The organism is bacterium (genome assembly GCA_016716565.1).
Classification (GTDB): Bacteria; Bacteroidota; Ignavibacteria; order Ignavibacteriales; family Ignavibacteriaceae; genus IGN2.
The window spans coordinates 89,976-115,294 of the sequence record JADJWC010000002.1; the positions used below are offsets into that span (position 1 = coordinate 89,976).

Sequence of the window (25,319 nt, forward strand, 5' to 3'; positions counted from 1 at the left end):
TGCTCTCTTCGTGGTAAATTCAAAAAAGATTATGAGCTCAAAAAGGATAAACTCTTTTTTACTGATTTTATCGCTGTTGGTGATGTCGTGGAATTTGAATTGAACCGGGATGGCAGCGGAGTAATTAAAAAAATTGATGGTAGAAAAAATCATATTTCCAGGAAACTGCCGAAAGTTCGCGGAGCAAGCTACAGAGGTGAAAGACTCGAACAAGTAATCGCAGCAAATATTGACAACGTAGTTATTGTAACCAGCAGTCACTTCCCTGATTTTAATAATCGGGTGCTGGATAGATTTCTCGTTTCGACCGAAAGTTCAAAATTACAAGTAGTCATTGTTCTTAATAAGATTGACCTCGATGAAGAAGGAACAGCAAGTAAATGGAAGAAACTGTATGAAGATATTGGTTATAAATTTATCTTGACCAGCATAGAAACCGGTATTGGAATTCAACAGCTTCAGAATGAAATGAAGGGTGCAAAAAATTTATTCTGGGGACATTCAGGAGTTGGCAAATCTTCATTACTGAACAAAATGTATCCGAACTTGAATTTCAAAATTGGTGAGGTCAGTCAATTCACTTCAAAAGGAACTCATACAACCGTTACAACTGTTATGAGAAAAGTTGATAAAGATACTTTCATTATTGATACTCCCGGAATACGTGAAGTTGATCCTTATGGAATTAAAAAATCTGATCTCGGACATTATTTTATTGAGTTCGGCAATTTTATAAATGAATGTAAATTCAGTACGTGCACACACAATCACGAGCCTGAATGTTCTGTAATAAAAGCGGTTGAACAGAATTTAATTTCAGAAGAGAGATATGACAGTTATCTCAGACTTCTCGACACAATTGAGGATGATATTAATTTTTAATGAATATTGATTTTGAAAATATCCGGGAAGAGTTTACTTCCTTCACCCAATCATTAAAACTATATAATCAGACTAAGCTGATTAGTTTCGCTTTTGAGCTCGATAATTTTGACCCGTTGACTATTGTTGATAGAATAATCCAAAATTTTGACGATATTTTTGTTTTCGGGACCCCGCATAATGAGAGAACATTAATCGGTATCAATTGGGCAGTTGAACTGTCAGACAGAAACTCAAAAATATTCAGAGACGCTATTAGTAATTATTCTTATTTCAAAAACAATAATATTAGAAGCCGGAATGACGCATTAACTCATTTCAATTCAATAATATTCTGTTCAGTAAAATTCGATCCTGCAAAAAATAATTCGTTGTGGAAAGATTTTATTTCTTTAAGACTGTACGTTCCCGAAATCATCTTTTCTTTCGGAAGTGGAAAGGCATTCGTCTGCTACAACTTTTTAACAAAGACTAACGAAAACTTAAGCGGGTACCTGAATAAATTAGAAGATTATTTGAATTCAATATTTGGTATTGGTACAAAAGAAAAAAGATTAAAAGACTCCACTTCAGATTTATTAGGAGGAAGCGATGAAGAGCTTAATTATTGGAATAATTCTGTAACCAGCGCATTAGAGAAATTAAAAGATGATCAATTAAAAAAAATTGTTCTTTCACGAGTCTTCAACTTTACGATAAAGCACGAAATAAAATGGTATATATTGCTTCAAAAATTGAAAGAAAGATTTCCTGATTGCTATTTATTCTTTCTAAAAAAGAACGACTCAATCTTTTTTGGTTCATCACCTGAAATGTTTTTAAAGATTACAGACAAGATAGCAGAAGTTGAATCTGTTGCAGGTTCTGCTCCACGAGGTGATAAATCAGAATCTGATAAAGAACTGGAAAAATTTTTAAGGTCAAGCGAAAAAAATCATAAAGAACATTTGTTCGTAAGTGATTTTATCTCTGACATACTTATTCAATATTCAAATGATGTACGAATAATCGAAGAGAAACAAATAAGAAAGCTTGATAATATTCAGCACCTGATCACAAAGATTTTGGCAGTACTCAACACAAAAGAAAATATATTTGAACTGATTGACTCATTGTTCCCGACACCTGCGGTCTGTGGTGTCCCAAAAGATGAAGCAATGAAACTAATCAGAGCTCTTGAAAAGCATGACCGTGGTTTGTACTCAGGATTGGTTGGAGTATTTGATTTTGAAGGCAATTGCGAACTCGCGGTTTCGATCCGTTCAGCATTGGTAAAAGGAAACCAGGTAACTGCATTTGCAGGCGCAGGATTATTAAAGAATTCAGATCCCGAAGAAGAATTTCAAGAAACTAATCTTAAGCTGAATACTATTTTATCACTGTTTGAAAATGAAAATAAAAATTAATAGAAATATTCTCTGGTCGAAAGTTTTTATTGATCAGCTTGCAGCTCTTGGGGTAAAGTATGCTTGCATTTCTCCCGGTTCAAGAAGCACACCGCTGACTTATACCTTGTCCAGGAACAGAAAGATAAAATCATTCATCCATATTGATGAAAGAAGCTCTGCTTTTTTTGCACTCGGTCTTGCGAAAGTAAGCGGTAAACCGGTTATAATTGTCACTACTTCAGGCACCGCAGTTGCCGAATTGTATCCTGCAATTGTTGAAGCATATCAGCAGCGAACTCCATTAATCATTTGCACTGCTGATCGTCCTCCCGAGTTGATCGGCACCGGTGCAAATCAAACTATTAATCAGCATAACATTTTTTCAAACCACATCCGATGGTTTCGTGATCTTGGTTTACCTTCGATTAGTGAAATAGGTTTAAATCACTTACAGAAGATTGCCATAAAAGCATATCAAATTAGTTTCAACAGCGATAAAGGACCGGTACATCTAAATTTTCCTTTCAGAAAACCACTTGAACCTAACACACATACAGACATGGTTAGTGATAAAATCATCCGATTAAAACCGCAGCGAAATTCCTTAAAGAATATTACTTCCAATCATCGGAATGAGCAAAGCATCATAAATAAAATTGTTGAAGGATTAATCAGAACCGAAAGAGGACTAATTATTGCCGGTCCAATGGAGTACAACGGAAAAGTATCGGAAGCAATTAAAAAGCTTTCAAGAATTCTACGCTATCCCCTTCTTGCTGATGGACTATCTCAAATCAGGTTCGGAATCAAAAAAAATGATGGAAACATTGTCGCAAATTTTAATTCAATATTAAGGTCAGAAAATTTCAGAAATCATTTTGAACCGGATATAATTCTTCAATTCGGAAGAACTCCGACTTCTTCTGTGCTTGAAGGATTTCTTTCTGAAACTAATGCTGAAAGATATTTAGTTAATTTCTACGGCGATAGATTTGACCCAACTGGAAATGCAAAAGCAGTAATTCAACTCGATCCTGAAAATTTATGTCAGAACTTAATTGAAAAATTAAGAGACTTAAAATTCTCAAGACAAAAATCAGACTATTTGAAAGCATTTGTTCAGGCTGAAGTGATTACAGAAAAAATTAAATCGCGAATAATTGCCAAAGCAAAATTTCCGAATGAACCTTCAATAATTCCACAAATTATTAATTCACTACCAACAAGCTCCAATATTTTTATTGGAAACAGTCTTCCGGTAAGAGACCTGGATAATTTTGTGAGTGTAAATTCCATAAGATTTAGCATTCATTTTAACAGAGGTGCAAGCGGAATTGATGGAATAACTTCAACAGCACTTGGACTTGCGTCGAACAGAAAACCAACAATTCTGATTACAGGAGATTTATCATTTATTTATGATCTATCTGCACTGATCACAGCTAAAAAATATTCCATCAAACTTGTAATAATTGTGATAAATAATAACGGTGGTGGTATATTTGAATCGCTTCCAATTGCAAATAATAATAGTAAATTCAATGAGTACTTTGTTACACCACATCATATGGATTTAGGTAAGATTGTAAATTCATTAGCTATTGATTACAGATTAATTACTAATCTGAAAAAGTTGAATTCATCAATCAAGAATGGTTTAACAAAAAACTATCCTGTAGTTCTTGAAATAAAAACAGATGCAAAAAAATCATTAGAGCTGCGGCAAAAATATTTTAATGAAGTAAAGAAAAAATTAAATAAAGAATATTTATAATGATCATACAGTACGAAAATATAAAACTTAATGTCGAACATCTTTCTGAGTTTAACCCGTCAAAGAAGACCATACTTTTCCTGCATGGCTTCACTGGCTCATCAGGTGACTGGCATGAGATTGCCCAGAAGATTGATAAAAGATTTAATAAAACTGCTATTGATATAATTGGTCACGGTAAAAGCAGTTCTCCAACTTCATTGAATTATTACCAGACTGATTCAATGATCCATCAAATTGAACAAGTAATAAATAACTTGAATTTAAAGGAAGTTATCCTTTGCGGATATTCTATGGGAGGACGGCTTGCATTACAATTTGCTGTGGTAAATCCTGAAAAAGTTATAGGACTGATTCTTGAAAGTTCTTCTGCGGGAATGAGGAATGAAAAAGAACGAAATACTCGAATGAAAAGCGATGAAGAAACGGCTGCTTTTATTGAAAGCAACAGCATAGATGATTTTTTAACAATGTGGATGGATCAGGAATTGTTCGGAACACTCAGAAGGTTTTCGAATGATCGGCTTAAAAATATTAAAGAGGAAAGAGCTAAGAATTCAAAGACAGGACTAGCAAATTCACTTCGTGGGTTTGGAACCGGTGTAATGCCCTACATCGGACAAGAACTATCCAAACTTAAAATGCCTGTTCTTTTAATTACAGGTGGACTTGACGAGAAATTCACAAAAATTAATCAGAATCTTAAAAAATCCTTTCCATCTGCAAAGCATAAAATAATTTCTACAGCCGGACACAACACTCATCTCGAGGAATCGAAAAAGTTCATTGAATCTGTTAACGGATTTCTTAGCAGATTCTAACTGAACTACTTTTTCAATATTTTTGTTTGACTAACCTAAAAGTAATTGAGAATTATCATGAAAAAGAATTGGAAAAAAGTTAAAACCGATTTTGGTATTTATAAAGACATTATATATGAAAAAATGGATGGCATCGCTAAAATTACGATTAACCGTCCTGAGGTGCGGAATGCATTCAGACCGGAAACAGTAATCGAAATGTACGACGCTTTTTCCGATGCGAGAGAAGACCAAAGTATCGGTGTAATTTTGTTAACAGGTGCTGGTCCGGCAAAAGACGGCAAATATGCTTTTTGTTCTGGTGGCGATCAGCGAATTCGCGGAGATAAAGGTTATGTTGGAAAGGACGGAGTTCCACGACTGAATGTTCTTGATCTTCAAAAATTAATAAGAAGTATACCTAAAGTTGTAATCGCACTTGTGGCCGGTTATGCAATTGGCGGTGGACACGTACTTCACGTTATTTGTGATTTAACCATTGCTGCTGATAATGCGATCTTCGGACAAACTGGTCCAAAAGTCGGTAGCTTTGATGGTGGTTTTGGATCAAGTTTTCTAGCAAGTATTGTCGGTCAGAAGAAAGCGAGAGAAATCTGGTATCTCTGTCGTCAATACAATGCAGAAGAAGCGTTGCAAATGGGTTTAGTCAATGCAGTAGTCCCGGTAAAAAAACTGGAGGAAGAAGGAATAAAATGGGCTAAGGAAATTCTTCAGCATAGTCCTATGGCCATCCGTGTGTTAAAATCTGCGTTCAATGCTTCTCTTGACGGACAGGTTGGAATCCAGGAATTAGCCGGCAATGCAACTCTTCTTTATTATATGAGTGAAGAAGCGCAGGAAGGAAAGAAAGCTTATCTTGAAAAACGTAAACCAGATTTTAAAAAATTTCCTAAGCTACCTTGACAATTAAAAATCGTCATTGCGAGGAGTTTACGACGAAGCAATCTTTATCCATAATTTTAATCTTATGTTGCTTCTCCGGCAAATTTCGGATTGCAATGACCAACTTAATTAAATATGAGTAAAGACGACAGAATTAATTCTTGGCTACTCGCCAGCAGACCTAAAACATTACTTGCCGGAGTTGTTCCTGTAATGGTTGGATCAGCACTCGCGATCTCACAGGGAAAATTTTTTCTTCTTTACTCCATTGTTGCATTAATTTGTTCTGTATTAATTCAGGTAGGCACAAATTTTACGAATGATCTATATGATTATTTAAAAGGATCGGACACTGTTAAACGCAAAGGTCCACGGAGAGTCTTAGCATCAGGTTTGATTTCAGTGAATGAAATGAGATTAGCTATCATTCTGGTTTTCGGAGTGACATTCATTCTTGGATTATATCTTGTCTATTCTGCGGGATTATTAATTCTCTGGGTAGGAGTACTTTCAATTTTTGCAGGAATAATTTATACTGCCGGACCATTTCCTCTCGCATATAATGGTCTTGGTGATGTTTTTGTTTTTTTGTTTTTCGGAATAGTTGGAACGATGGGTACTTTTTATCTCCACACACAGGAAATATCGATGCTCGCACTGATTGTTTCCATTCCTGTTGGTGCATTAATTACAAATATTTTGGTAGTGAATAATTTTCGTGATGTTGATGAAGATCGTGAAGCGAATAAAAAAACATTAGCTGTCATCATGGGAGGAACATTCTCCAAATGGCAGTTCATAATTATGATCGCAATATCATATTTAACTTCTATAATTCTTCTCTTAAAATTCAATTATAATTACTGGATATTACTTCCATTTCTAACTATACCGCTTGCTGCATTGCTTCTACAAATGTTAAATACATTTAAAGGTGAAGAATTAAACAAAACACTTGAATTATCAGCAAAGTTTGCAGGTTTATTCGGGCTTTTACTTTCAATCGGATTGATACTTTAATTTGAAATGAAGAATCTCAGTCCCGATAATTTTTTACTTCATAAACAAAATTCAAATGCAAAAGCAATAATTACTTCTTCGATTAACTATACTTTTGCTGAACTTCGTGAAAAGGTTTTTCAAAGAGCATCAATTTTAAGAGCGCAGAATATTACTTCAGGAAATTCTGTCGGCATACTTGAAAGGAATGATCTTGATTTTGTTATTAGTGTATTTGCACTCTGGCAGCTTTCTGCTGTTCCTGTTTCTATCAATACAAAACTCAATGCGTCAGATATTGAAGAACAATTGGCACTTTCTGATTGCGATTCAATTATTGTTAGCGAAGAATTTAGTGAGTTAGTAAAAAATAAAAAAAGAAATTTAATCAGTTCGAATGCAGTTAAAGCTGAGCTACACACTGAATATAAAGCTGAAGTAAATTTATCCGATCCCGCTGTTATTATTTTTACTTCTGGTTCAACAAATAAATCCAAAGGGATTGTTCTTTCTTTTGGCAGTCTATACAATAGTGCATTGAACAGCAATCAACTGCTGCGATACACGCATAGCGATCGATGGCTGGCAAGTCTTCCCTTTTATCACATTGGAGGATTTTCAACTATTACGAGATCGTTGGTATTTGGAATACCATTAGTAATTCCCGATTCACTGTCAACTGAACATTTAGTTGACTCAATGAATAAATTTCACCCAACTTTCATATCACTAGTTTCAGCGCAATTAAAAAAAATTGTTGATGAAAGAATTACTCCCAATCCTGAAGTAAAAAATTGCTTGATTGGCGGAGGTTTTTCAGACATAAAGTTAATTAAAGAAGCCAATGAACTTGGCTGGCCTGTTAACCTGGTCTACGGATCGACTGAAACTTCTTCTTTCGTTACTGCTCTTTTAAAAGATGAGATCTTAATCAAACCAAATTCAGTTGGTCGAGCTGTTCCAACGAATAAAATTAAGATTGTCGATAATGATAGAAACGAGCTGAAACCTTTTGAAATTGGTGAAGTTGCTGTTCAAACGAACGCTTTGATGAAAGGATATCTTAATCCAGAAGAAACTTCTCTGGTAGTAAGAGATGGATTTTATCATACAGGTGATATCGGATATCTGGATGAAGATGGATATTTGTTTTTAGAGGGAAGAAAAAATTATCTTATATCATCCGGTGGTGAAAATGTAAATCCTGTGGAAATTGAAAATGTATTGTTAAAACATCCTGATATCTCCGAAGCCGCAGTTTTTCCAATTAAGGATGAAAAATGGGGAGAGATAATTGCTGCAGCAGTCGTTCTAAAAAAAAGTGCTCCTGATCTTTCTTTTGAAGATATCAGGTTGTTTCTTCAGGAAAATTTAGCGGCATTCAAAATACCGAAGAAATTTTTTTTCGAAGAACAGCTTCCCAAAACTGAGCTTGGTAAAGTTCAAAAGGAAAAGCTTATTGATCGTTACAGATTAACATCCCTTTGATGTGATTCCAAACCTTTTACAATGTCATCGTAAATTGGAATTTTAACCCATCGCTTTTTGTCGACAAAAACATGGACTGTTCTTGCTTTTGCAGCGAGCTCACCTGCTTTGTTTATCCATTCGTAAGTAAGTTCGAATGAATTTTCTTTGCGAAGTGTGACTGTAAGATTTATCGAAACAGTTTCACCTGCTTTTAATGGTTTGAAATACGCTCCGTCAGTCTTTATTATCGGAACGACGAATTCATCATTGGTCCAATAGTTTTTTTTCAGGTTGAAGCTGTTTATCATTTCCTCATAAACAGAGTGACTGATTTCAAATAATTTTGCGTAAAATAAAATTCCTGCTGGATCGCAGTCGTAAAAATTAATTTTTCGTTTTATTGTAAACATAATTGGTGAATATTTTTGGATTTTTATTTTTGAGTAGAAAACTTTTTATGTATTTAACCAAAATTGCTATTTTGTAATAGTGAAATATAAGTTTAGCTAAGATTATTATCTAAATTATTAGACAATATCTGCATCAAAATTGAGATAGTTATCAATTATATACTGAGACAATAAAGAATTAAAGTAACCAGTGTCATCAGAACAAAATATTCAAGTAAAAGCAATTTCGCCAGTAGTGAAATACTTATATCTTATTTCAGGATTTCTTCTTGTTATAATAGGTGTGATTGGTATTTTCCTTCCAGTTCTTCCAACAACAATCTTCCTGATTCTTGCATCTGCCTGTTTTATTAAAAGCTCACCGCAGGCAAATGAGTGGCTGCGAAATCATAAAATACTAGGTATGTATATAAAAAATTATCAGGATAACTCAGGATTAACTGTAATGTCAAAAGTAATTAATATTACTTTATTGTGGTTAATGATTTCTGTCTCCGCATTGGTATTCACTGAACTCTGGTATATAAGATTACTATTATTTTTAATCGCAGTCGGTGTGACGATACATCTGCTGTTGGTGAAGACTAAAAGAGATTAGATTAATTTTATATCATCAAGAAACGGAAATTTCTCTCTCACCTCTTTAACATAATTTTTATCGAGTTCAACAACAATAACTTTTTCTTCATTCTCAACAGTAGCTAATTCTTTCCCCATCGGATCAAACACACTGCTGAATCCCGGATAAAATAATTTTGGATCTTTCCCAACCCGATTTATACCAGCAACGTAACATTGATTTTCGATCGCACGAGCTTTCAATAAAGTTCGCCAATGCTCGATCCGTGTATCAGGCCAGTTGGCAATATTTACGACAAGGTGATTTCTCTTCTTTCCATATTTTCTGTAAAGCTCAGGGAAACGTAAATCATAACAAATTGTTAATCCTATTTTCCAGGTTCTGATTTTTGTGTAAGCTGGTTTCACTCCTGCATTAAAATGTTTATTCTCACCTGAATAAGAAAATGGATGAATCTTCCTGTACAGTTTTACCAGATCTCCATCTGGTTTTATATGAATAAATGTGTTGTAAATTCGTTTGTCTCTGCGTTCAATTATCCCGGCAAATACATTCGAAGCTTTTTCTTTTGCTAGTAATGAAAAAAATCTGAATGATTCTCCCTGAATTGTTTCAGACATCTCCCGGGACTTCATAGTAAAACCAGTCAAAGTCATTTCAGGAAAAATGAATAACTCAACTCCTTCAATTTCCCGGACAAGCGAAAGGATTTTCTGCTTGTTTGATTCTTTATCTTCCCAGGCTGGGTTATATTGGACTAGTGCTATTTTCATATCATCAGATTGGCATTATTTATTATCTTACGCATCATTAAAATAATAAATATTTGACGAATTAAATTTGAATAACTTACAAGAAAAAATACCTGTAGCAATACTTGGTGCAACTGGCAGCGTTGGTCAAAAGTTTATTGAATTACTAGCTAACCATCCATGGTTTGAAATTACGGAACTTTGTGCATCTGACAAATCAGCCGGGAAAAAATATAAAGATGCGGTCGACTGGTTTCTTTCTGCTCCACTTCCTGAAAAAGTAAAGAATATTTTGGTTCAGAAATGTGAACCAACTCTAAAATCCAGAGTAGTTTTTTCAGGGCTAGATTCCTCGGTTGCAGGAGAAGTAGAGACTGAATTTGCCAAAGCAGGATACAAAGTAATTTCAAATTCAAAAAATCACAGGATGGATGATGATGTTCCGCTACTTATTCCTGAAGTAAATCCTGATCATCTTGAATTAATCAATTCTCAGAAATTTGGTGATGGATGTATAGTTACAAATCCAAACTGTTCAGTTATCGGACTCGTTCTTGCACTAAAACCTTTATTCGATAATTTTGGTTTGGAATCTGTTAATGTAGTAACGATGCAGGCAATTTCGGGTGCAGGACATCCGCGAGTGGTTAATCTGGATATTGATGATAATGTTATTCCTTTTATTGGCGGTGAAGAACCAAAAGTTGAAATTGAACCGCTGAAAATTTTAGGTTCTTTAAATCGAAATAAAATTGTTTATAATAATTTTAAAGTCAGTGCACAATGCAACAGGGTTAATGTCACCGATGGACATACAGAGTGTGTGCAGATAAATTTAAAGAGAAAAGCGTCTGCGGATGAGATAATAAACGTCTGGCAAGAATTTAAATCAACTCCTCAACAGCTTGATCTTCCTTCATCTCCTGTTCAACCAATTCACTATGGAATCGAGAATGCATTTCCACAACCAAAGCATCAGCGCAACGCTGATAAAGGAATGGCCGTTTCAATCGGAAGATTAAAGAAGGACAATATTTTTGATTATAGTTTTGTAATACTTTCACATAATACGGTACGTGGTGCTGCAGGTGGTGCTATACTTTGTGCAGAACTTATGAAAGCAAAAGGATATCTATAGTCAATCCGATACGATTTGCACCATTCAAAACCCTGTTTTGATTTATATTTGATAACTAATTATGCGCTCATCAGTGAATAGCAAGAAAAAATCTAATGCACATAAAACAGTTCAATTTGATTCGATGGCTGTGAATCCATTTTTTGGATTTGATCTCTTCGATTCACTGCCGGATATGTATTTTCTGCTTGATGTAAATGGTGAAATCATCAAGATGAACAGGAAGTCAAAAGAAATCATAAAATCTTTTCTTAAAAATAAACCGACAAATTTTCTTGATTTTATTGATCTGTGTAACCGTGAGAGTGTCAACAATGTATTCTTTCAATGTATAAGTTTTACCAAAACCGCTGAGATTGAAACACAATTTCTTCTCGATAAGGAAGAAATAGATGTTAAAATTTCTTTTACACATCATATGCTTCCAACTGATGGCAAAGATAAAGAATTTGTTTTTGCAGTTGTTAAAGATATTACCAAGGAGAAAGTCAAGGATATTGAGCTGCAGCGTTTTTTCAATATTGTTGAAAGCAGTCTTAATCCGATATTGATTACTGATTTAAATGGAAAAATGATTTATGTAAATCCTGCTTTTGTTAAATCCAGTGGTTATAGTAAAGAAGAACTGATCGGGCGAAATCCGAGAATTTTTGGAAGCGGAAAACTGCCAAAGAAATTCTGGGATAAAATGTGGCAGACAATCTCAAGCGGTAAAGTTTGGTTTGGCGAGGTTGAAGACCGAAAGAAAAACGGCGAACCATTTTATACTCAGTTGTTGATTTCACCGATTTTCGATAAGAACCAAAAAGTTACCGGATATTTCGGAATTCATCGTGACTTAAGTGAAAAGAGGACACTTGAAAAACAATTGATCCATACACAAAAGATGGAAAGCATTGGCACCCTCGCAGCAGGAATTGCTCACGAAGTTGGTAATCCATTAGCTTCAATTTCGGCATTGGTACAAGTAGCAGAGCGAAACACTGAAGATACTTTCATCAAAGAAAAATTGGGGCTTGTTAAAAATCAGGTCACTCGAATATCAAAAATAATTCGTGACCTTGTTGATTTTTCCCGACCATCAAATTTTGAATTACAGCGTGTCAATATTAATGAATGTCTTAAAGAATCAATCGAGATTACAAAAGTTGGTACAAAAGCAAAAAATATCTCTTTCGAAGTGAAGTTAAGTGACGATATACCAAATCTGCCGCTTGTTGCGGATCAGCTTGAACAGGTTTTCGTGAATATATTATTAAATGCAGTTGATGCTATTAACGAAAATAAAAATTCTAAGAAAGAAAACAGAATTAGCATTGAATCGGCAATGGTTAATGATGAAGTAATTATCGCCTTTACTGACTCAGGTAGCGGAATCAAAGAAGAAAATCTGAATAAAATTTTTGAACCATTCTTTACTACAAAATCGCAAGGTAAAGGTACCGGACTCGGTTTGTGGGTTAGTTATGGAATTATAAAAAGTTTTCAGGGTAATATTGAAGTTGAGAGCACACCGGAGTTCGGGACAAAATTTACAATCAGGCTGCCAATTGATAATTAAAACAAGGAACAAATGATGGCTGAAAAAATATTAGTAGTTGATGATGAAGATATAATTCGTGAATCACTCTCGTATATCTTAACAAAAGAAAAATATGAAGTCGCGGAAGCACCGAATGGAAAAGTTGCTTATGAGATGCTGAAAGAAACTTCTTACGATCTTGTAATCACAGATATAGAAATGCCGGAGATGAAAGGCATTGAACTCCTCGATGAAATAAAGAAAATGAACCTCCAGACAAACACAATTGTAATTACAGCTTATGGTTCAATGGAAACTGCAATTGCAGCTCTCAGGAGCGGTGCCAGTGATTATATTCTGAAACCTGTTGAGTTCGATGAACTTCTGATCAAAGTAAAAAAGCTTTTTGAAGTCAGAGATCTGCATCTTGAAAACAGAATTTTACGTAAAGAGTTACAACGTGAATATGATTACACAAACATCATTGGTAAAAGTCCTGCTATTGCGCAGGTATTTGAGATGATAAAAGCTGTTGCTGATACTGAAAGTACAGTTTTGATCTCCGGAAACAGCGGCACCGGAAAGGAACTTGTCGCAAAAGCTCTTCACTACAATTCAAAAAGATCAAACAAACCTTTCATTGCATTGAACTGTGGTGCCATTTCAGAAAACCTGATTGAGAGCGAATTATTCGGCCATAAAAAAGGAGCTTTCACAGGAGCAATCAGTGATAAGGAAGGTTTTATTAAAGCTGCAGAAGGAGGAACACTTTTCCTTGATGAGATAAGTGAAATGCCTCCACAACTGCAGGTAAAACTTTTGCGAGCAATACAGGAAAAAGAATATACTCCTGTTGGTACTACATTATCACTTCCTGTTAATGTCAGATTCATCGCGTCTACAAACAGGAATCTCCAGGAATATGTCGGCCAGGGTAAATTCAGAGAAGATTTATACTACAGACTTAATGTTGTGGATATTCATTTACCATCATTGAAAGATCGTGAAGGTGATATACCGCTTCTAGCGGACCATTTTCTGGACAAATACAGAAAACAGATGAATAAGAATATCAAAGGCATTTCAAATGATGCGATGAGAGCGTTGATGAATCACGAGTGGAAAGGTGAAATCCGTGAGCTCGAAAACGTAATAGAAAGATCCGTAATATTCTGTAATGAAGATTTCATAAACATAAAACATCTTCCGGCACAATTTCAGTCTGTAACCGAGCATTCGGAATATTCACCTTCAGGTTCTCTTGATGAATCTGTAAAAAGATTTGAAAAAGATATCATCACACGAGCACTTGAAGCAAACGAATTCAATAAAGAAAAGACAGCTGAAACTCTTCAGGTTGGGCTTTCAACTTTGTACAGAAAGATGAAAGAACTGGACATTCAGATTTAACAAGTAAATATTTTTTCCAATGAATGACATTTTAATCTCTGATGATAAATCAAAATTGGATATCGGAGTAATTCACCGATTTCTTACTAAATCTTACTGGGCTGAAGGCAGATCAATTGAAGATGTAAAAAAATCGATTGAACACTCTGATTGCTTTGGAGTTTATTTAGATGGCAGACAGATTGGTTTTGCAAGAATAGTAACGGATTATGTTGTCTTTGCATATTTGATGGATGTTTTTATTCTTGAAGAATACCGTGGCAAAGGTTACTCCAAACTCTTTCTCAGTAGAATCCTGGATGACGAAAGATTTAGAGGAATAAAAAAGTGGGTGCTTGCTACAAAGGATGCACACTCACTCTATACTAAATTTGGATTTGAGCCTCTTAAACGACCCGAGCGGATGATGGAAAAAGTTGTCTTCAGAAAATAATTAACCTGAGAGTTGATTTTATTTCTAAAATATGCAAATACAAAGCTTTTAATCTTCTCAATAACGAGAAGATTTTATAAGTTTAGGCGAAGTAAGCAACAATATTGAATTAGTTTAATGGTATTGTCTTTGTTAGCAATTAGCAACTAATTTTCTTAACTAATTAACTTAAAAACAAAAGGATCGTTAAATGAAAAATACATTCTTATTCGTTTTGTTTATATCAGCAATAGTTGCACTTTTCGCAATCGCTTTCTCATTTGCACAGGACCAGGGACTTGATGGGAAGAAAATCTTTGTTGATGCAAAGTGTAATAGTTGTCATACAGTAACTTCCATGGAAATTATTTCAAAAAAGGATGATGCAACCGATCTTTCCAACGCTGGAACTTTAGGCGATGCTCAGCTTATGAAATCATATCTTCTTAAAGAAGCAAAGATTAATGAGAAAGAACATAAAATGAAATTCAAAGGAACTGATGAAGAGTTAAATGCACTTGTAAACTGGTTGCTATCTCTCAAAACAGAATCTGAAGGATAATCCTGTACATTATTAAATTAAAAATTAAATGAACATAACTTATTTAAATAGAAGAACACTCATGTTATTAGTGGGTGTTCTTCTTTTTTTATTTGGCAATCTGTTTGCGCAATCTAATGATGATTGTTTGATGTGTCACGATGATGACTCATTTACAATGGATAAAAATGGTAAGGAAATCTCCATCTATGTCAGCGAGTCAAAATTTTCCGGTTCAAGTCATTCAAAATTAAAATGCGTTTCTTGCCACACTAATTTTGATCCCGAAGAAATTCCCCATGCAGAAAACTTAACACCAAAATCTTGCGGTGATTGTCATCAAAAGCAAATTGTTAAACACCTGTTTCATCCAAAGTTACTTAAAGCTTCAGGACGCGAAAAAGAAAAAGATGTTAATTGCCTGAGCTGCCATGACTATCACTATGCAAATGATCCTACAGCTAAAGGTGAAAAGTGGAGCGTAGAAAACTTACCCAACTCTTGCGGTCAGTGTCATAGTGATATAAAGGAAAGTTATCTTTCATCTGAACACTATAGTGCCTTCAAAGATGGAATGCTCGGTGCACCAAACTGTTTGCACTGTCATAAAAATCCCGTGGCGAGAGTTCATACAAATGAAGATACTGTGAGTGTTAAAATTTCCCAGGAGAAATTATGTTTATCGTGTCACCTTGATTCTCCTGAAGTTCGCGCAAGAACTGCTCCCACTGCCGGCTTTATTACAATGTACGAAAAGAGCGTTCATGGTTCTGAATTAAATTCAGGAAATCCCAAAGCGGCAAATTGTGTTGATTGTCATAATTCTCATTCAGTACATAAAAGTACTAATACTGAATCGCAGACATTTAAAACTAATATTCCAACGACCTGCGGAAAATGTCATTCGGATATTTCGCATGAATATCTCCAAAGCATTCATGGAACTGCTCTTTTAAGAGGTGTTAGAGAATCTCCTTCCTGCACGGATTGCCACGGCGAACACAATATTTTGCGACACGACGACCCAAAATCTCTGTTGCATTTCAAAATCTATCAAGAGAAGTTTGTTCTCCGTGCCACAGTTCTCTCAAACTTTCGGATAAGTATGGATTATCTAACAACAGATTTGAAACATTTTCTGATAGCTATCACGGATTGGCTGTTGAAGGAGGATCTGTTTCTGTCGCTAATTGTGCAAGCTGCCATGGTTCGCACAATATAAAACCATCATCCGATCCAACATCAACAGTAAGCAAGGAAAACCTTGTCAAAACCTGCGGAGGATGTCATCCTGGTGCAAATGAAAGATTTACTGTCGGAAAGATTCATATTACAAGACAAGAAGAAAGTGAACCAATAATTTATTTCATCGCCTCGATGTATATCGCTTTGATATTTATGGTGATTGGTTTGATGTTCGTACATAATATTATAGACTTTTTCAGAAAGTCAAAAATTAAAAAGATGAAGCAGCGCGGGCTGATTCGTGAAGAAAGACACAGCCACAGACTTTACCTGCGAATGAGTGTTAATGAGCGGATTCAGCATGCAACAATGGCAATTAGTTTTATGATATTGGTAGTTACCGGTTTTATGTTAAGCTATCCAAATTCCTGGTGGGCGTCACATATTCGCGATTTGAGCAGCGATACTTTTGAATATCGAAGTTTGATCCATAGAATTGCAGCAGTTGTTATGGTAGCCATTAGCTTATACCATATTTACTATGTTTCATTTACTCAGAAAGGAAGACAATTAATAAAAGATCTTCTTCCCAGATATCAGGATATTAGAGATGCAATTGATGTAGCTAAGTTCAATCTTGGTATCTCAAAAGTAAAACCAAAACTCGATAGATTCAGTTATGTAGAAAAAGCTGAATACTGGGCTTTAATTTGGGGAACAATTGTTATGTCGATTACCGGAGTAATTATGTGGTTTAATAATTACTTCATGGGTCTGATAACAAAGCTTGGCTGGGATATTGCAAGAACCGTGCATTACTATGAAGCCTGGCTTGCGTTCCTCGCAATAGTCGTGTGGCATTTTTACTTTGTGATTTTTAATCCTGATGTTTATCCGATGAGCCTTGCCTGGTGGAAAGGAACTATAACAGAAGAGGAAATGGCTGATGAACATGCTCTTGAGCTTGAGAAGATTAAACAGAAAGAACAGGAACAAAGTAATCCCGAAAGTTCTGAAGACAAATCCTAGTTATTATTTTTTGATGAAAATAATTCTCATAAAATTATTTGTAGTATTAGCTTTTCAACTGGCTGCTTTTGGCCAGTCAAATGATGATTGCCTTGCCTGTCATGATGACCCCGGATTCAAAGGCAAGGTTAAAGGTAGAACCGTTTCTCTGAACGTTAATCCTAAATCTTTCTCAGGTTCTGTTCACGGTACATTGGAATGTATTGACTGCCACACAAACTACAACGCAGAAGATTTACCTCATACAAAAGAATATTCCCGGGTAAATTGCGGTGAATGTCATTCAGATGTTCAAAAGCTGTATGTTGATTGTCTTCATGGAAAAGCTAAAGCTAAAGGAGATCCACTAGCTCCACTTTGTCAGGATTGTCACGGAAATCACAACATCCTTCCGGTAAAAGATCACAATTCTGCAGTTGCACCGATGAAAGTTCCATTCCTGTGCGGAAAATGTCATAGAGAAGGTTCACCGGTTCAGCTCCAAAGAGATATTCCTCAGGACAGAATACTTGAGAACTATTCGGAAAGTATTCATGGTGAAGGTCTGCTAAAAAAAGGATTAGTGGTCTCTGCTACCTGCGTTTCCTGTCATTCAGCACACAGAATCTTGCCACACACAGATTCCCGATCTACTATATCAAGACAAAACATTGCTTCAACCTGCGCAACATGCCACGCTGAAATTGAAACTGTACACAGAAAAATTATTAAAGGTGAATTATGGGAGAAACAAGCACATGTTCTGCCTGCGTGTGTGGACTGTCATCAACCGCATGAGATCAGAAGATCATTTTATGCTTATGGTATGGCAGATAAGGATTGTCTGGAATGTCATGATAATCCTAATATTAAAGCTTCTGATGATGGAAGATCATTGTTCGTGGATTATGATGAGGTAAAGCATTCAAGGCATTCCACAATATCCTGCGCTCAATGTCATACTGAAGTCAATGTATCCAAGAAAAGAGCTTGCGAATCGATACAGAATAAAGTTGATTGCTCTTCCTGTCATGCAGAAATTGGTGCTGAATATTCGGTAAGTATGCATGGAACACTTAATGCAAATCTGGACGCAAATGCACCAACTTGTAAAGAATGTCACGGTACGCACGGAACTCTCGGAAGATTGGATCCAAAGTCACCAACCTTTGCTACAAATATTCCAACTTTATGCGGCACCTGCCATCGTGAAGGTGAAAAAGCAGCAATCAGATATACTGGTTCTGAAAAAAATATAGTTAATAATTATAATGAAAGTATTCACGGAAAAGGACTGCTGAAAAGCGGTTTGACTGTAACCGCTACGTGTACGGATTGTCATACAGCTCACAAAGAATTACCTCACACGAATCCTGAATCAAGCATCAATAGGAATAATATTTCTGCTACTTGCGGTACTTGTCATCACGGCATCGAAGAACAATTTGCAAACAGTGTTCACTCACCTCTTGTTACAGATACGGATAAAGAATTGCCTGTTTGTTTTGATTGTCACAGTGCTCATGAAATTAAAAGAGCAGATACAGAAGGATTTAAACTTGAAATAATGAGTCAATGCGGAAGATGCCACGAATATATCGCTGAAACTTATTTTGATACTTATCACGGAAAAGTATCACAGCTTGGTTATACAAAAACAGCAAAATGTTATGATTGTCATGGAGCTCACGATATTCTGCCCGTTACAAATCCGAAGTCGCATCTTAGCCGTGAAAATGTGGTTGAAACTTGTAAAACCTGTCACCCAGCAGCTAACAGACAATTTGCCGGATATCTAACTCACGCTACTCATCACGATCCTGATAAATATCCGATTCTCTTTTGGGTTTTCTGGGGAATGACTGGTCTGCTTGTTGGTACATTTATTATTGCAGGATTACATACACTTCTTTGGCTACCCCGATCATTAGAGTGGAGAAGAAAGTTGAAAGAGATTCATAGTCAAAAAGAAGGCGATGAATCCGATTCTGATGAAACCAATTCGGAGAAAGAAGAAGCATGAGTCTCAAAGAAAAATATGTTTTAAGATTTACCAGATTAAACAGGATTCTTCATGTTTTTATGATCGTGAGTTTCATAATACTCTCACTGACTGGAATGAGCTTGAAATTTTCTTACACCGGCTGGGCAAGATTCTTATCCAAATTTTTTGGCGGATTTGAGATGGCCGGTTATTGGCACAGATTTGCTGCAATTATAATGATAATTGTTTTTACCACTCACCTCGTTGATCTGGTTCGTCTCCGAAAAAAAGAATTCAAATCATGGAAAGCATTACTAATTGGTAAGAATTCCATGTTGTTCAATAAAAAAGACTGGCAGGATTTTAAGAGTTCCTTAAAATGGTTCATTGGAAAAGGACCAAGACCCGAATATGGAAGATGGACTTACTGGGAAAAATTTGATTACTTCGCAGTTTTCTGGGGAATGTTTGTTATCGGTTCTACCGGAATGACACTCTGGTTCCCGGAATTTTTCACTAATTTTTTCCCGGGATGGATGATAAATGTCGCAACTATTATCCACAGCGATGAAGCATTGCTTGCTACAGGATTTATTTTCACAATTCATTTTTTTAATACTCACCTTCGTCCTGAAAAATTTCCGATGGACATTGTTATTTTTTCTGGTAGAACTCCTCTCGACGAATTTAAGTTAGACAGACCACAAGAATATAATGAGCTAGTTGAAAAAGGAGAACTCGAAAAATATTTAGTCGAAGATTATCCGCCTATAGTTATAAAAGGCATTAGATTGTTTGGCTGGACAGCTCTTATAATTGGTTTTAGTATTGTCATCTGGATAATCTATGCAATGATTTTTGCGTACAGATAATTTCACCTTCAACAATTTAATAATTATCTTTTAACAGCTTTATGAGAAAATTATTTCCGCCTATAGTATATAATCCTGTAACTCTTGTCGGAGCAGCCATTGCCGCTGTTAGCTTTGGGCTAATAATTTTTCTGTTCATACTGGAATTTTTCAGCGGTGAATCCAATCCCTACCTTGGTATAATAACCTTTATTGTGCTACCTTCTATCCTGATTATTGGCTTGCTTCTGATCGCTTATGGGATATTCAGGGAGAGAAGAAGAATTAAAAGAGGTATCGAACGAAGCGGAAAGTTCATTGTGATTGATCTTAACGATATTAAGCAAAGAAGAGTTGTTGCCACTTTCACCATTGGAACCTTACTACTACTATTATTTTCAGCTTTTGGTAGTTACAAAGCATTTGAATATTCTGAATCGGATGAATTCTGTGGAAAGATTTGTCATGAAGTAATGGAACCTGAATATACTGCATACCTCTCTTCTCCACACGCCAGAGTTGGTTGTGTTGGATGTCATATTGGTTCAGGTGCAAACTGGTTTGTGAAGTCAAAAATCTCCGGTGCATACCAGGTTTATTCAGTTCTCTTTAATAAATACTCAAAACCGATTCCAACTCCTGTAAAAGAACTTAGACCAGCAGAAGGAACCTGTGAACAATGTCATTCACCAGGTCATTTTTTCTCCGAGATAAAGTATAAGTCTGATTATTTTTTGTATGATGAAGCAAATACGAAATCAACAATTGCAATGCTTTTGAAAATTGGCGGTGGCAATTCAGAACTTGGAAGAGCCGAAGGTATTCACTGGCATATGAATATTTCAAATAGGATTGAATACATTCATCTTGACGAAAAGCGCAACACAATTCCCTGGGTAAAACAAATTAAGAGCAACGGTGAAGAAATAATTTATAAGAGTACCGAAATCGAATTCAACGAGAAAGAAGTGCCGGAAGAAAATCACAGGGTTATGGATTGCATAGATTGTCACAACAGACCTTCTCACATTTTCAATCCTGCAGATAAATCTGTAAACCTTTCATTGTCACTTGATCGAATTGATAAATCACTCCCATACATAAAGAGTATTGCAGTTGATGTTCTGGAAACAGGATATTCCTCAAAAGAAATTGCTCTTGACAGTATTAAAATTTTTATCACCGATTTTTACAGATTTAACTATCCTGATATTTTTAAAGAAAAATCATTTGAGATTGAACAAAGCATTAAAGAAGTTCAAAAAATTTATAACAGAAATTACTTTCCGCAGATGAATGTTGGCTGGCGTGCATTTCCAAATCACATTTCACATTTGTACGATACCGGTTGCTTTCGTTGCCATGATAATAAGCACGTTAGTGAGGATGGGAAAGTTATCCGCAAAGATTGCAACATTTGTCATACAATTATCTCGCAGGTAACTCCTGATGGAAAAGAAAATGTATCGCTTACAGGTATTGATTTCATTCATCCAGTACAAATAGAAGAATTCATTATTGAGCAGGAATGTGTAACCTGTCATGCTCGTGACCGCAAGCAGGATTATTACAAAAACTATCAGAAGATCACTTCTAAGTAATTTTCTACAGACGTGATAATTGACGTTGAGAAACAGACTAATACTATTTTAAATAGTTAAAGTTCCCGTCAGCAATAAGTAGAAAAATTTACCCTCCGTTGGAATTCTAAAGTCGGGAACTTTCTTCACATCATTTCAGTGAAAAAGCCTGTTAAATAAACTTCATCAACACATTCGGAGAACTGAAATGAAACAATCAATTATTTTTCTGGCTAGTTTTCTTACTTTCCTGATCATTTTAGGAGACTCAACTTACTCCAGTCAAAAGCCAACTACGAACACAGTTCAACTTGCTATCCTGCTCGACACAAGCAACAGTATGGATGGCTTAATTGACCAGGCTAAAACCCAATTGTGGAAAATTGTCAATGAAATGGCGCGCTCAAAGCGCGAAAGTATAGCCATTAGTTTGTATGTCGCATTGTATGAATATGGTAATGATGGACTTTCACCGACAGAAGGATTTGTCAGACTGATAACTCCACTGACGAACGATCTTGATAAAATCTCTGAGGAATTGTTCAAGCTTAAAACAAATGGCGGAAGCGAATATTGCGGAACTGTAATATCAGAAGCAATAAAAGATCTTAAATGGACAAAAAGTTCAGATGACTACAAAGTTATTTTCATTGCAGGTAACGAACCTTTCAACCAGGGAGAAAAGGATTACAAAGAAGCATGCAAGTCTGCAATCAGCAAAGGAATCATTGTTAACACAATTTATTGCGGCAGTTATGATGAAGGATTGAATTCCTTCTGGAAAGATGGCGCCGATCTCGCTGATGGGAAATATATCAATATCGATAGTGATCAGCAGATTGTTCACATTGAAACTCCTTTCGATGATGAACTCGTTCAGCTTGGTCAAAAAATAAATGAGACTTATATCGCATTTGGTTATGAAGGAAACGAATTAAAACTGAGACAAAAAGAACAGGACGAGAATGCAACTAACCTTGCACCATCAGTGATGGTGGAAAGGTCGGTGACAAAAGGCAGCGGACAGTACAATAATTCAACCTGGGATTTGGTAGATGCTAAAAAAGATGGCTCACTTGATTTAGCTAAAATCCCGAAAGATCAATTACCAAAAGAAATGCAGAATATGACTTTAGATGAAAAGAAAAAGTATGTTGACAAAAAAGAAAAGAGCGTGAAAAAAATTCAAACTGAAATAAATAAGCTGGATCAGCAACGAAGGGATTACATAGCAAAAAAGGTTGCTGAAAATAAGCAAGAAAATACTCTTGATGCTGCAATGCTTAATATCATTCGTGACCAGGCTTCAAAGAAAAATTATAAGTTCGAATAAAAGGACACGGCTGTTACGGACGATTCCGTGACAGCATTTCGTATGTCATTCCCGCGAAAGCGGGAATCCACTTATTATAAAATAGATTCCGCATCAAGTGCGGAATGACATTCAAAGAAATTTGAGACTAAAATGAAAGTACAAAAATATTTTTACGTTACGAGTTTTCTAATCCTTTTAATCAGTAACTCACTCTTCGCAGATGGCTTAATCATCATTCCTCGGCCTGAGCCTTTGCCTACGCCTTATCCTTTGGAAGTTCTCTACCACCATGTTGATGTTAAAATAAACGGGAATGTAGCTGAAACTTATATCGACCAGGAATTCCACAATCCATCTGATGTAATGCTCGAAGGGTACTACATTTTTCCGATTCCAAAAAATGCTGTAATTAAAGATTTCAGTATGGAAATAAACGGCAAAATGGTTTCAGCTGAACTACTCGATGCAAATAAAGCACGACAAATCTATGAAGACATAGTCAGGCAAATAAAAGATCCTGCACTTCTCGAATACTCTGGACAAGGAATTTTTAAAGTAAGGATTTTTCCGATAGAACCGAGAAGCAATAAAAAAGTCAGCATTAGTTACCGGGAAGTTTTAGATTCCGATAATGATATTTATGAATACATCTATCCGCTAAACACAGAAAAATTTTCAGCAAAACCAGTGAGGAATGTTTCAGTAAAAGTCGATTTGAAAACGAATAACAAAATAAAAACCATCTATTCCCCTACTCACCCCATTGATGTTGTTCATAAAGACGCCAAACATGCAATCGTTTCATTCGAAGAAGAAAATACAAAACCGGATATCGATTTTAAATTTTATTTCAGCACGAACAATGATGAGATTGGAATTTCTCAACTTACTTATAAATCAACTGATGAAGACGGCTACTTTTTCCTGACAGCTTCACCATCATTTAATATTGATGAGACTAAAATAGATGCAAAAGATATAACATTTGTTCTGGATGTGTCAGGAAGCATGGTCGGTGACAAAATGAAGCAGGCAAAACAAGCTCTTCTTTATTGTGTAAATAATTTAAATAAAGGTGATGGTTTTAATATTATCAGATTTTCAACTGAAGCATATTCTCTATTTGGTAAGATCGAAACAGCAAGTGAATCCAATATCAAAAAAGCAGAAAAGTTTATTGAAGAATTGAATACAGTCGGAGGAACGAATATCGAAGAAGCTCTTGGTCTTGCTTTAAAAGAAAAACCAGCAAATAACCGAACTCACCTGATAGTTTTTATCACGGACGGCAAGCCGACTATTGGCGAAACAAATGATGATATGCTGATAAAGAAACTAGCTGACTCAAATATCAAAAACACTCGCATCTTTACATTTGGAATCGGGAATGATCTTAACACTCACCTGCTTGATAAAATTACTGAAAAAACAAAAGCCTATCGAACTTATATTTCAGAAGATGAAGACATTGAGATAAAAATTTCTAGCTTCTATGATAAAGTACAATCGCCTGTCCTCACAAATCTTTCTCTGTCATTCAGCGGAAACGTAAAAATGTTTCAGACATATCCGAAGGATTTGCCTGATTTGTTCAAAGGTTCAAGCATACTTGTATTTGGGCGATACTCTGGTGATGGAGATTCAAAAATAACTTTGACAGGCTCGATAAAGGGTGAAAGGAGATCTTTCATATTAAACACTAATTTTTCTGATGATAATGACGAGTATGATTTCATCCCTCCTTTGTGGGCTTCAAGGAGAATTGGTTATCTGCTTGATCAAATTCGACTTAATGGAGAAAACAAAGAATTAGTTGATGAAATAACTCACCTTGCAAGAGAGCACGGTATTGTTACTCCTTACACAAGTTATTTGATAATGGAAGATGAGGAAATCAGGATCAGAAGAAATGAATTAACTAATCATTTCCAGACACTTCCTCCTGCTCCTGAGTTAAGAAGAAATACTTCAGAAGACTTTGATGCAATGAAAATTGAATCCGGTGCATACAGCATCAGAGCCAGTGAAGAAGTCCAGGAATTAAACAAGGCAAGTAATTACGCTGAGACAAAACAAGGATCCGGAAGATTGAAGTACAAAGATGACTCTGGTTATGATAGAAACTTAGTCCAACAGGTAAGAAACATCCAGGGAAGAGCCATTTATCAAAGTGGAAAGTTTTGGGTTGATTCAGAATTACAAAATCAAAAAGCTAAAAATCAGAAACGAATTCAATTCAATTCAACTGAATACTTCAAGCTGCTGAAAGACAAGCCTGCGACTTCTCAATTCCTCGCACTTGGACAAAATGTTAGGTTTTATTATGACAATACTTTTTATGAGATATATGAGTGAATACACCTGTCATCACGAACGAAGCGAAGTTATCTAAAAGAGATTGCTTCTCCTGACTAA

General features: G+C 35.6%; 22 protein-coding genes. 20 read left to right on the forward strand and 2 right to left on the reverse strand.

The annotated features are described in order from the left end of the window. Window positions 1–87 precede the first annotated feature (87 nt). The 7 genes from rsgA (at window position 88) to menE (ending at window position 8,234) form a co-directional block, all read left to right on the forward strand. Window positions 88–882, forward strand: a complete 795-nt coding sequence (rsgA, locus tag IPM14_07085) for a ribosome small subunit-dependent GTPase A (protein MBK9097884.1) — start codon at window positions 88–90, stop codon at window positions 880–882. After that, entirely contained in the window at window positions 882–2,288 is a 1,407-nt protein-coding gene (locus IPM14_07090) for an isochorismate synthase (GenBank protein ID MBK9097885.1), read from the forward strand. Before rsgA ends, IPM14_07090 begins: the two co-directional genes overlap by 1 nt. Further along, window positions 2,272–4,044 carry a 2-succinyl-5-enolpyruvyl-6-hydroxy-3-cyclohexene-1-carboxylic-acid synthase gene (gene menD / locus IPM14_07095; protein MBK9097886.1) on the forward strand — a complete coding sequence of 591 codons (1,773 nt, stop codon included), beginning with the start codon at window positions 2,272–2,274 and terminating at the stop codon, window positions 4,042–4,044. Before IPM14_07090 ends, menD begins: the two co-directional genes overlap by 17 nt. Next, window positions 4,044–4,865 (forward strand): 2-succinyl-6-hydroxy-2,4-cyclohexadiene-1-carboxylate synthase, encoded by an 822-nt coding sequence (gene menH, locus IPM14_07100; protein ID MBK9097887.1) that lies wholly within the window; start codon window positions 4,044–4,046, stop codon window positions 4,863–4,865. The genes menD and menH overlap by 1 nt, the downstream gene beginning before the upstream one ends. A gap of 57 nt (window positions 4,866–4,922) precedes the next feature. After that, complete coding sequence (gene menB, locus IPM14_07105) at window positions 4,923–5,768, forward strand: 1,4-dihydroxy-2-naphthoyl-CoA synthase (protein ID MBK9097888.1); 846 nt, start codon at window positions 4,923–4,925, stop codon at window positions 5,766–5,768. A 114-nt stretch (window positions 5,769–5,882) separates the two neighbouring features. After that, window positions 5,883–6,767, forward strand: coding sequence for a 1,4-dihydroxy-2-naphthoate polyprenyltransferase (locus tag IPM14_07110; GenBank protein ID MBK9097889.1), 885 nt, complete (start codon window positions 5,883–5,885; stop codon window positions 6,765–6,767). A 6-nt stretch (window positions 6,768–6,773) separates the two neighbouring features. Continuing rightward, complete coding sequence (menE, locus tag IPM14_07115) at window positions 6,774–8,234, forward strand: o-succinylbenzoate--CoA ligase (GenBank protein ID MBK9097890.1); 1,461 nt, start codon at window positions 6,774–6,776, stop codon at window positions 8,232–8,234. On the opposite strand, the gene IPM14_07120 is transcribed toward menE, so the two are convergent. Further along, the gene (locus IPM14_07120) at window positions 8,213–8,626 is read right to left on the reverse strand and encodes an acyl-CoA thioesterase (protein MBK9097891.1); all 414 of its coding nucleotides are present in this window, start codon (window positions 8,624–8,626) and stop codon (window positions 8,213–8,215) included. The two genes, menE and IPM14_07120, sit on opposite strands and share 22 nt — an antisense overlap. Before the next feature lie 190 nt (window positions 8,627–8,816). Here IPM14_07120 and IPM14_07125 point away from each other — a divergent pair, with 190 nt between their 5' ends. After that, window positions 8,817–9,224 (forward strand): YbaN family protein, encoded by a 408-nt coding sequence (locus IPM14_07125; protein MBK9097892.1) that lies wholly within the window; start codon window positions 8,817–8,819, stop codon window positions 9,222–9,224. On the opposite strand, the gene IPM14_07130 is transcribed toward IPM14_07125, so the two are convergent. Then, window positions 9,221–9,979 (reverse strand): carbon-nitrogen family hydrolase, encoded by a 759-nt coding sequence (locus IPM14_07130; GenBank protein ID MBK9097893.1) that lies wholly within the window; start codon window positions 9,977–9,979, stop codon window positions 9,221–9,223. The genes IPM14_07125 and IPM14_07130 overlap by 4 nt on opposite strands. 67 nt (window positions 9,980–10,046) lie before the next feature. Between IPM14_07130 and asd the strand changes: the two genes are divergently transcribed. The 12 genes from asd (at window position 10,047) to IPM14_07190 (ending at window position 25,259) form a co-directional block, all read left to right on the forward strand. After that, window positions 10,047–11,096 (forward strand): aspartate-semialdehyde dehydrogenase, encoded by a 1,050-nt coding sequence (asd, locus tag IPM14_07135; GenBank protein ID MBK9097894.1) that lies wholly within the window; start codon window positions 10,047–10,049, stop codon window positions 11,094–11,096. A gap of 73 nt (window positions 11,097–11,169) precedes the next feature. Further along, on the forward strand, window positions 11,170–12,657 hold the full coding sequence (locus IPM14_07140; GenBank protein ID MBK9097895.1) for a PAS domain S-box protein: 1,488 nt from the start codon (window positions 11,170–11,172) through the stop codon (window positions 12,655–12,657). Window positions 12,658–12,672: 15 nt separating this feature from the next. Beyond that, complete coding sequence (locus IPM14_07145) at window positions 12,673–14,028, forward strand: sigma-54-dependent Fis family transcriptional regulator (GenBank protein ID MBK9097896.1); 1,356 nt, start codon at window positions 12,673–12,675, stop codon at window positions 14,026–14,028. A gap of 19 nt (window positions 14,029–14,047) precedes the next feature. After that, the gene (locus tag IPM14_07150; protein MBK9097897.1) at window positions 14,048–14,461 is read left to right on the forward strand and encodes a GNAT family N-acetyltransferase; all 414 of its coding nucleotides are present in this window, start codon (window positions 14,048–14,050) and stop codon (window positions 14,459–14,461) included. A gap of 190 nt (window positions 14,462–14,651) precedes the next feature. Then, entirely contained in the window at window positions 14,652–15,002 is a 351-nt protein-coding gene (locus IPM14_07155; protein MBK9097898.1) for a cytochrome c, read from the forward strand. A gap of 61 nt (window positions 15,003–15,063) precedes the next feature. Then, window positions 15,064–16,203 carry a hypothetical protein gene (locus tag IPM14_07160; GenBank protein ID MBK9097899.1) on the forward strand — a complete coding sequence of 380 codons (1,140 nt, stop codon included), beginning with the start codon at window positions 15,064–15,066 and terminating at the stop codon, window positions 16,201–16,203. Then, window positions 16,137–17,195, forward strand: a complete 1,059-nt coding sequence (locus IPM14_07165; GenBank protein ID MBK9097900.1) for a cytochrome b/b6 domain-containing protein — start codon at window positions 16,137–16,139, stop codon at window positions 17,193–17,195. Before IPM14_07160 ends, IPM14_07165 begins: the two co-directional genes overlap by 67 nt. After that, the gene (locus IPM14_07170) at window positions 17,113–19,197 is read left to right on the forward strand and encodes a hypothetical protein (protein ID MBK9097901.1); all 2,085 of its coding nucleotides are present in this window, start codon (window positions 17,113–17,115) and stop codon (window positions 19,195–19,197) included. The genes IPM14_07165 and IPM14_07170 overlap by 83 nt, the downstream gene beginning before the upstream one ends. Further along, window positions 19,194–20,030 (forward strand): cytochrome b/b6 domain-containing protein, encoded by an 837-nt coding sequence (locus tag IPM14_07175; protein MBK9097902.1) that lies wholly within the window; start codon window positions 19,194–19,196, stop codon window positions 20,028–20,030. Before IPM14_07170 ends, IPM14_07175 begins: the two co-directional genes overlap by 4 nt. Window positions 20,031–20,071: 41 nt before the next feature. Then, entirely contained in the window at window positions 20,072–21,610 is a 1,539-nt protein-coding gene (locus IPM14_07180) for a NapC/NirT family cytochrome c (GenBank protein ID MBK9097903.1), read from the forward strand. Between the two features lie 187 nt (window positions 21,611–21,797). Then, window positions 21,798–22,922 (forward strand): VWA domain-containing protein, encoded by a 1,125-nt coding sequence (locus tag IPM14_07185; GenBank protein ID MBK9097904.1) that lies wholly within the window; start codon window positions 21,798–21,800, stop codon window positions 22,920–22,922. A 132-nt stretch (window positions 22,923–23,054) separates the two neighbouring features. Continuing rightward, window positions 23,055–25,259, forward strand: coding sequence for a VWA domain-containing protein (locus tag IPM14_07190; protein MBK9097905.1), 2,205 nt, complete (start codon window positions 23,055–23,057; stop codon window positions 25,257–25,259). The last annotated feature ends 60 nt before the right edge of the window (window positions 25,260–25,319 follow it).

Coding starts and splice junctions, on each gene's coding strand:
- IPM14_07185 (MBK9097904.1), top strand. CDS start 21,798: ATGAAACAATCAATTATTTTTCTGGCTAGTTTTCTTACTTTCCTGATC.
- IPM14_07150 (MBK9097897.1), top strand. CDS start 14,048: ATGAATGACATTTTAATCTCTGATGATAAATCAAAATTGGATATCGGA.
- IPM14_07120 (MBK9097891.1), bottom strand. CDS start 8,626: ATGTTTACAATAAAACGAAAAATTAATTTTTACGACTGCGATCCAGCA.
- menD (MBK9097886.1), top strand. CDS start 2,272: ATGAAAATAAAAATTAATAGAAATATTCTCTGGTCGAAAGTTTTTATT.
- IPM14_07170 (MBK9097901.1), top strand. CDS start 17,113: ATGAACATGCTCTTGAGCTTGAGAAGATTAAACAGAAAGAACAGGAAC.
- IPM14_07190 (MBK9097905.1), top strand. CDS start 23,055: ATGAAAGTACAAAAATATTTTTACGTTACGAGTTTTCTAATCCTTTTA.
- IPM14_07090 (MBK9097885.1), top strand. CDS start 882: ATGAATATTGATTTTGAAAATATCCGGGAAGAGTTTACTTCCTTCACC.
- IPM14_07160 (MBK9097899.1), top strand. CDS start 15,064: ATGTTATTAGTGGGTGTTCTTCTTTTTTTATTTGGCAATCTGTTTGCG.
- menH (MBK9097887.1), top strand. CDS start 4,044: ATGATCATACAGTACGAAAATATAAAACTTAATGTCGAACATCTTTCT.
- IPM14_07175 (MBK9097902.1), top strand. CDS start 19,194: ATGAGTCTCAAAGAAAAATATGTTTTAAGATTTACCAGATTAAACAGG.
- IPM14_07155 (MBK9097898.1), top strand. CDS start 14,652: ATGAAAAATACATTCTTATTCGTTTTGTTTATATCAGCAATAGTTGCA.
- menB (MBK9097888.1), top strand. CDS start 4,923: ATGAAAAAGAATTGGAAAAAAGTTAAAACCGATTTTGGTATTTATAAA.
- IPM14_07180 (MBK9097903.1), top strand. CDS start 20,072: ATGAGAAAATTATTTCCGCCTATAGTATATAATCCTGTAACTCTTGTC.
- IPM14_07145 (MBK9097896.1), top strand. CDS start 12,673: ATGGCTGAAAAAATATTAGTAGTTGATGATGAAGATATAATTCGTGAA.
- IPM14_07130 (MBK9097893.1), bottom strand. CDS start 9,979: ATGAAAATAGCACTAGTCCAATATAACCCAGCCTGGGAAGATAAAGAA.
- IPM14_07110 (MBK9097889.1), top strand. CDS start 5,883: ATGAGTAAAGACGACAGAATTAATTCTTGGCTACTCGCCAGCAGACCT.
- menE (MBK9097890.1), top strand. CDS start 6,774: ATGAAGAATCTCAGTCCCGATAATTTTTTACTTCATAAACAAAATTCA.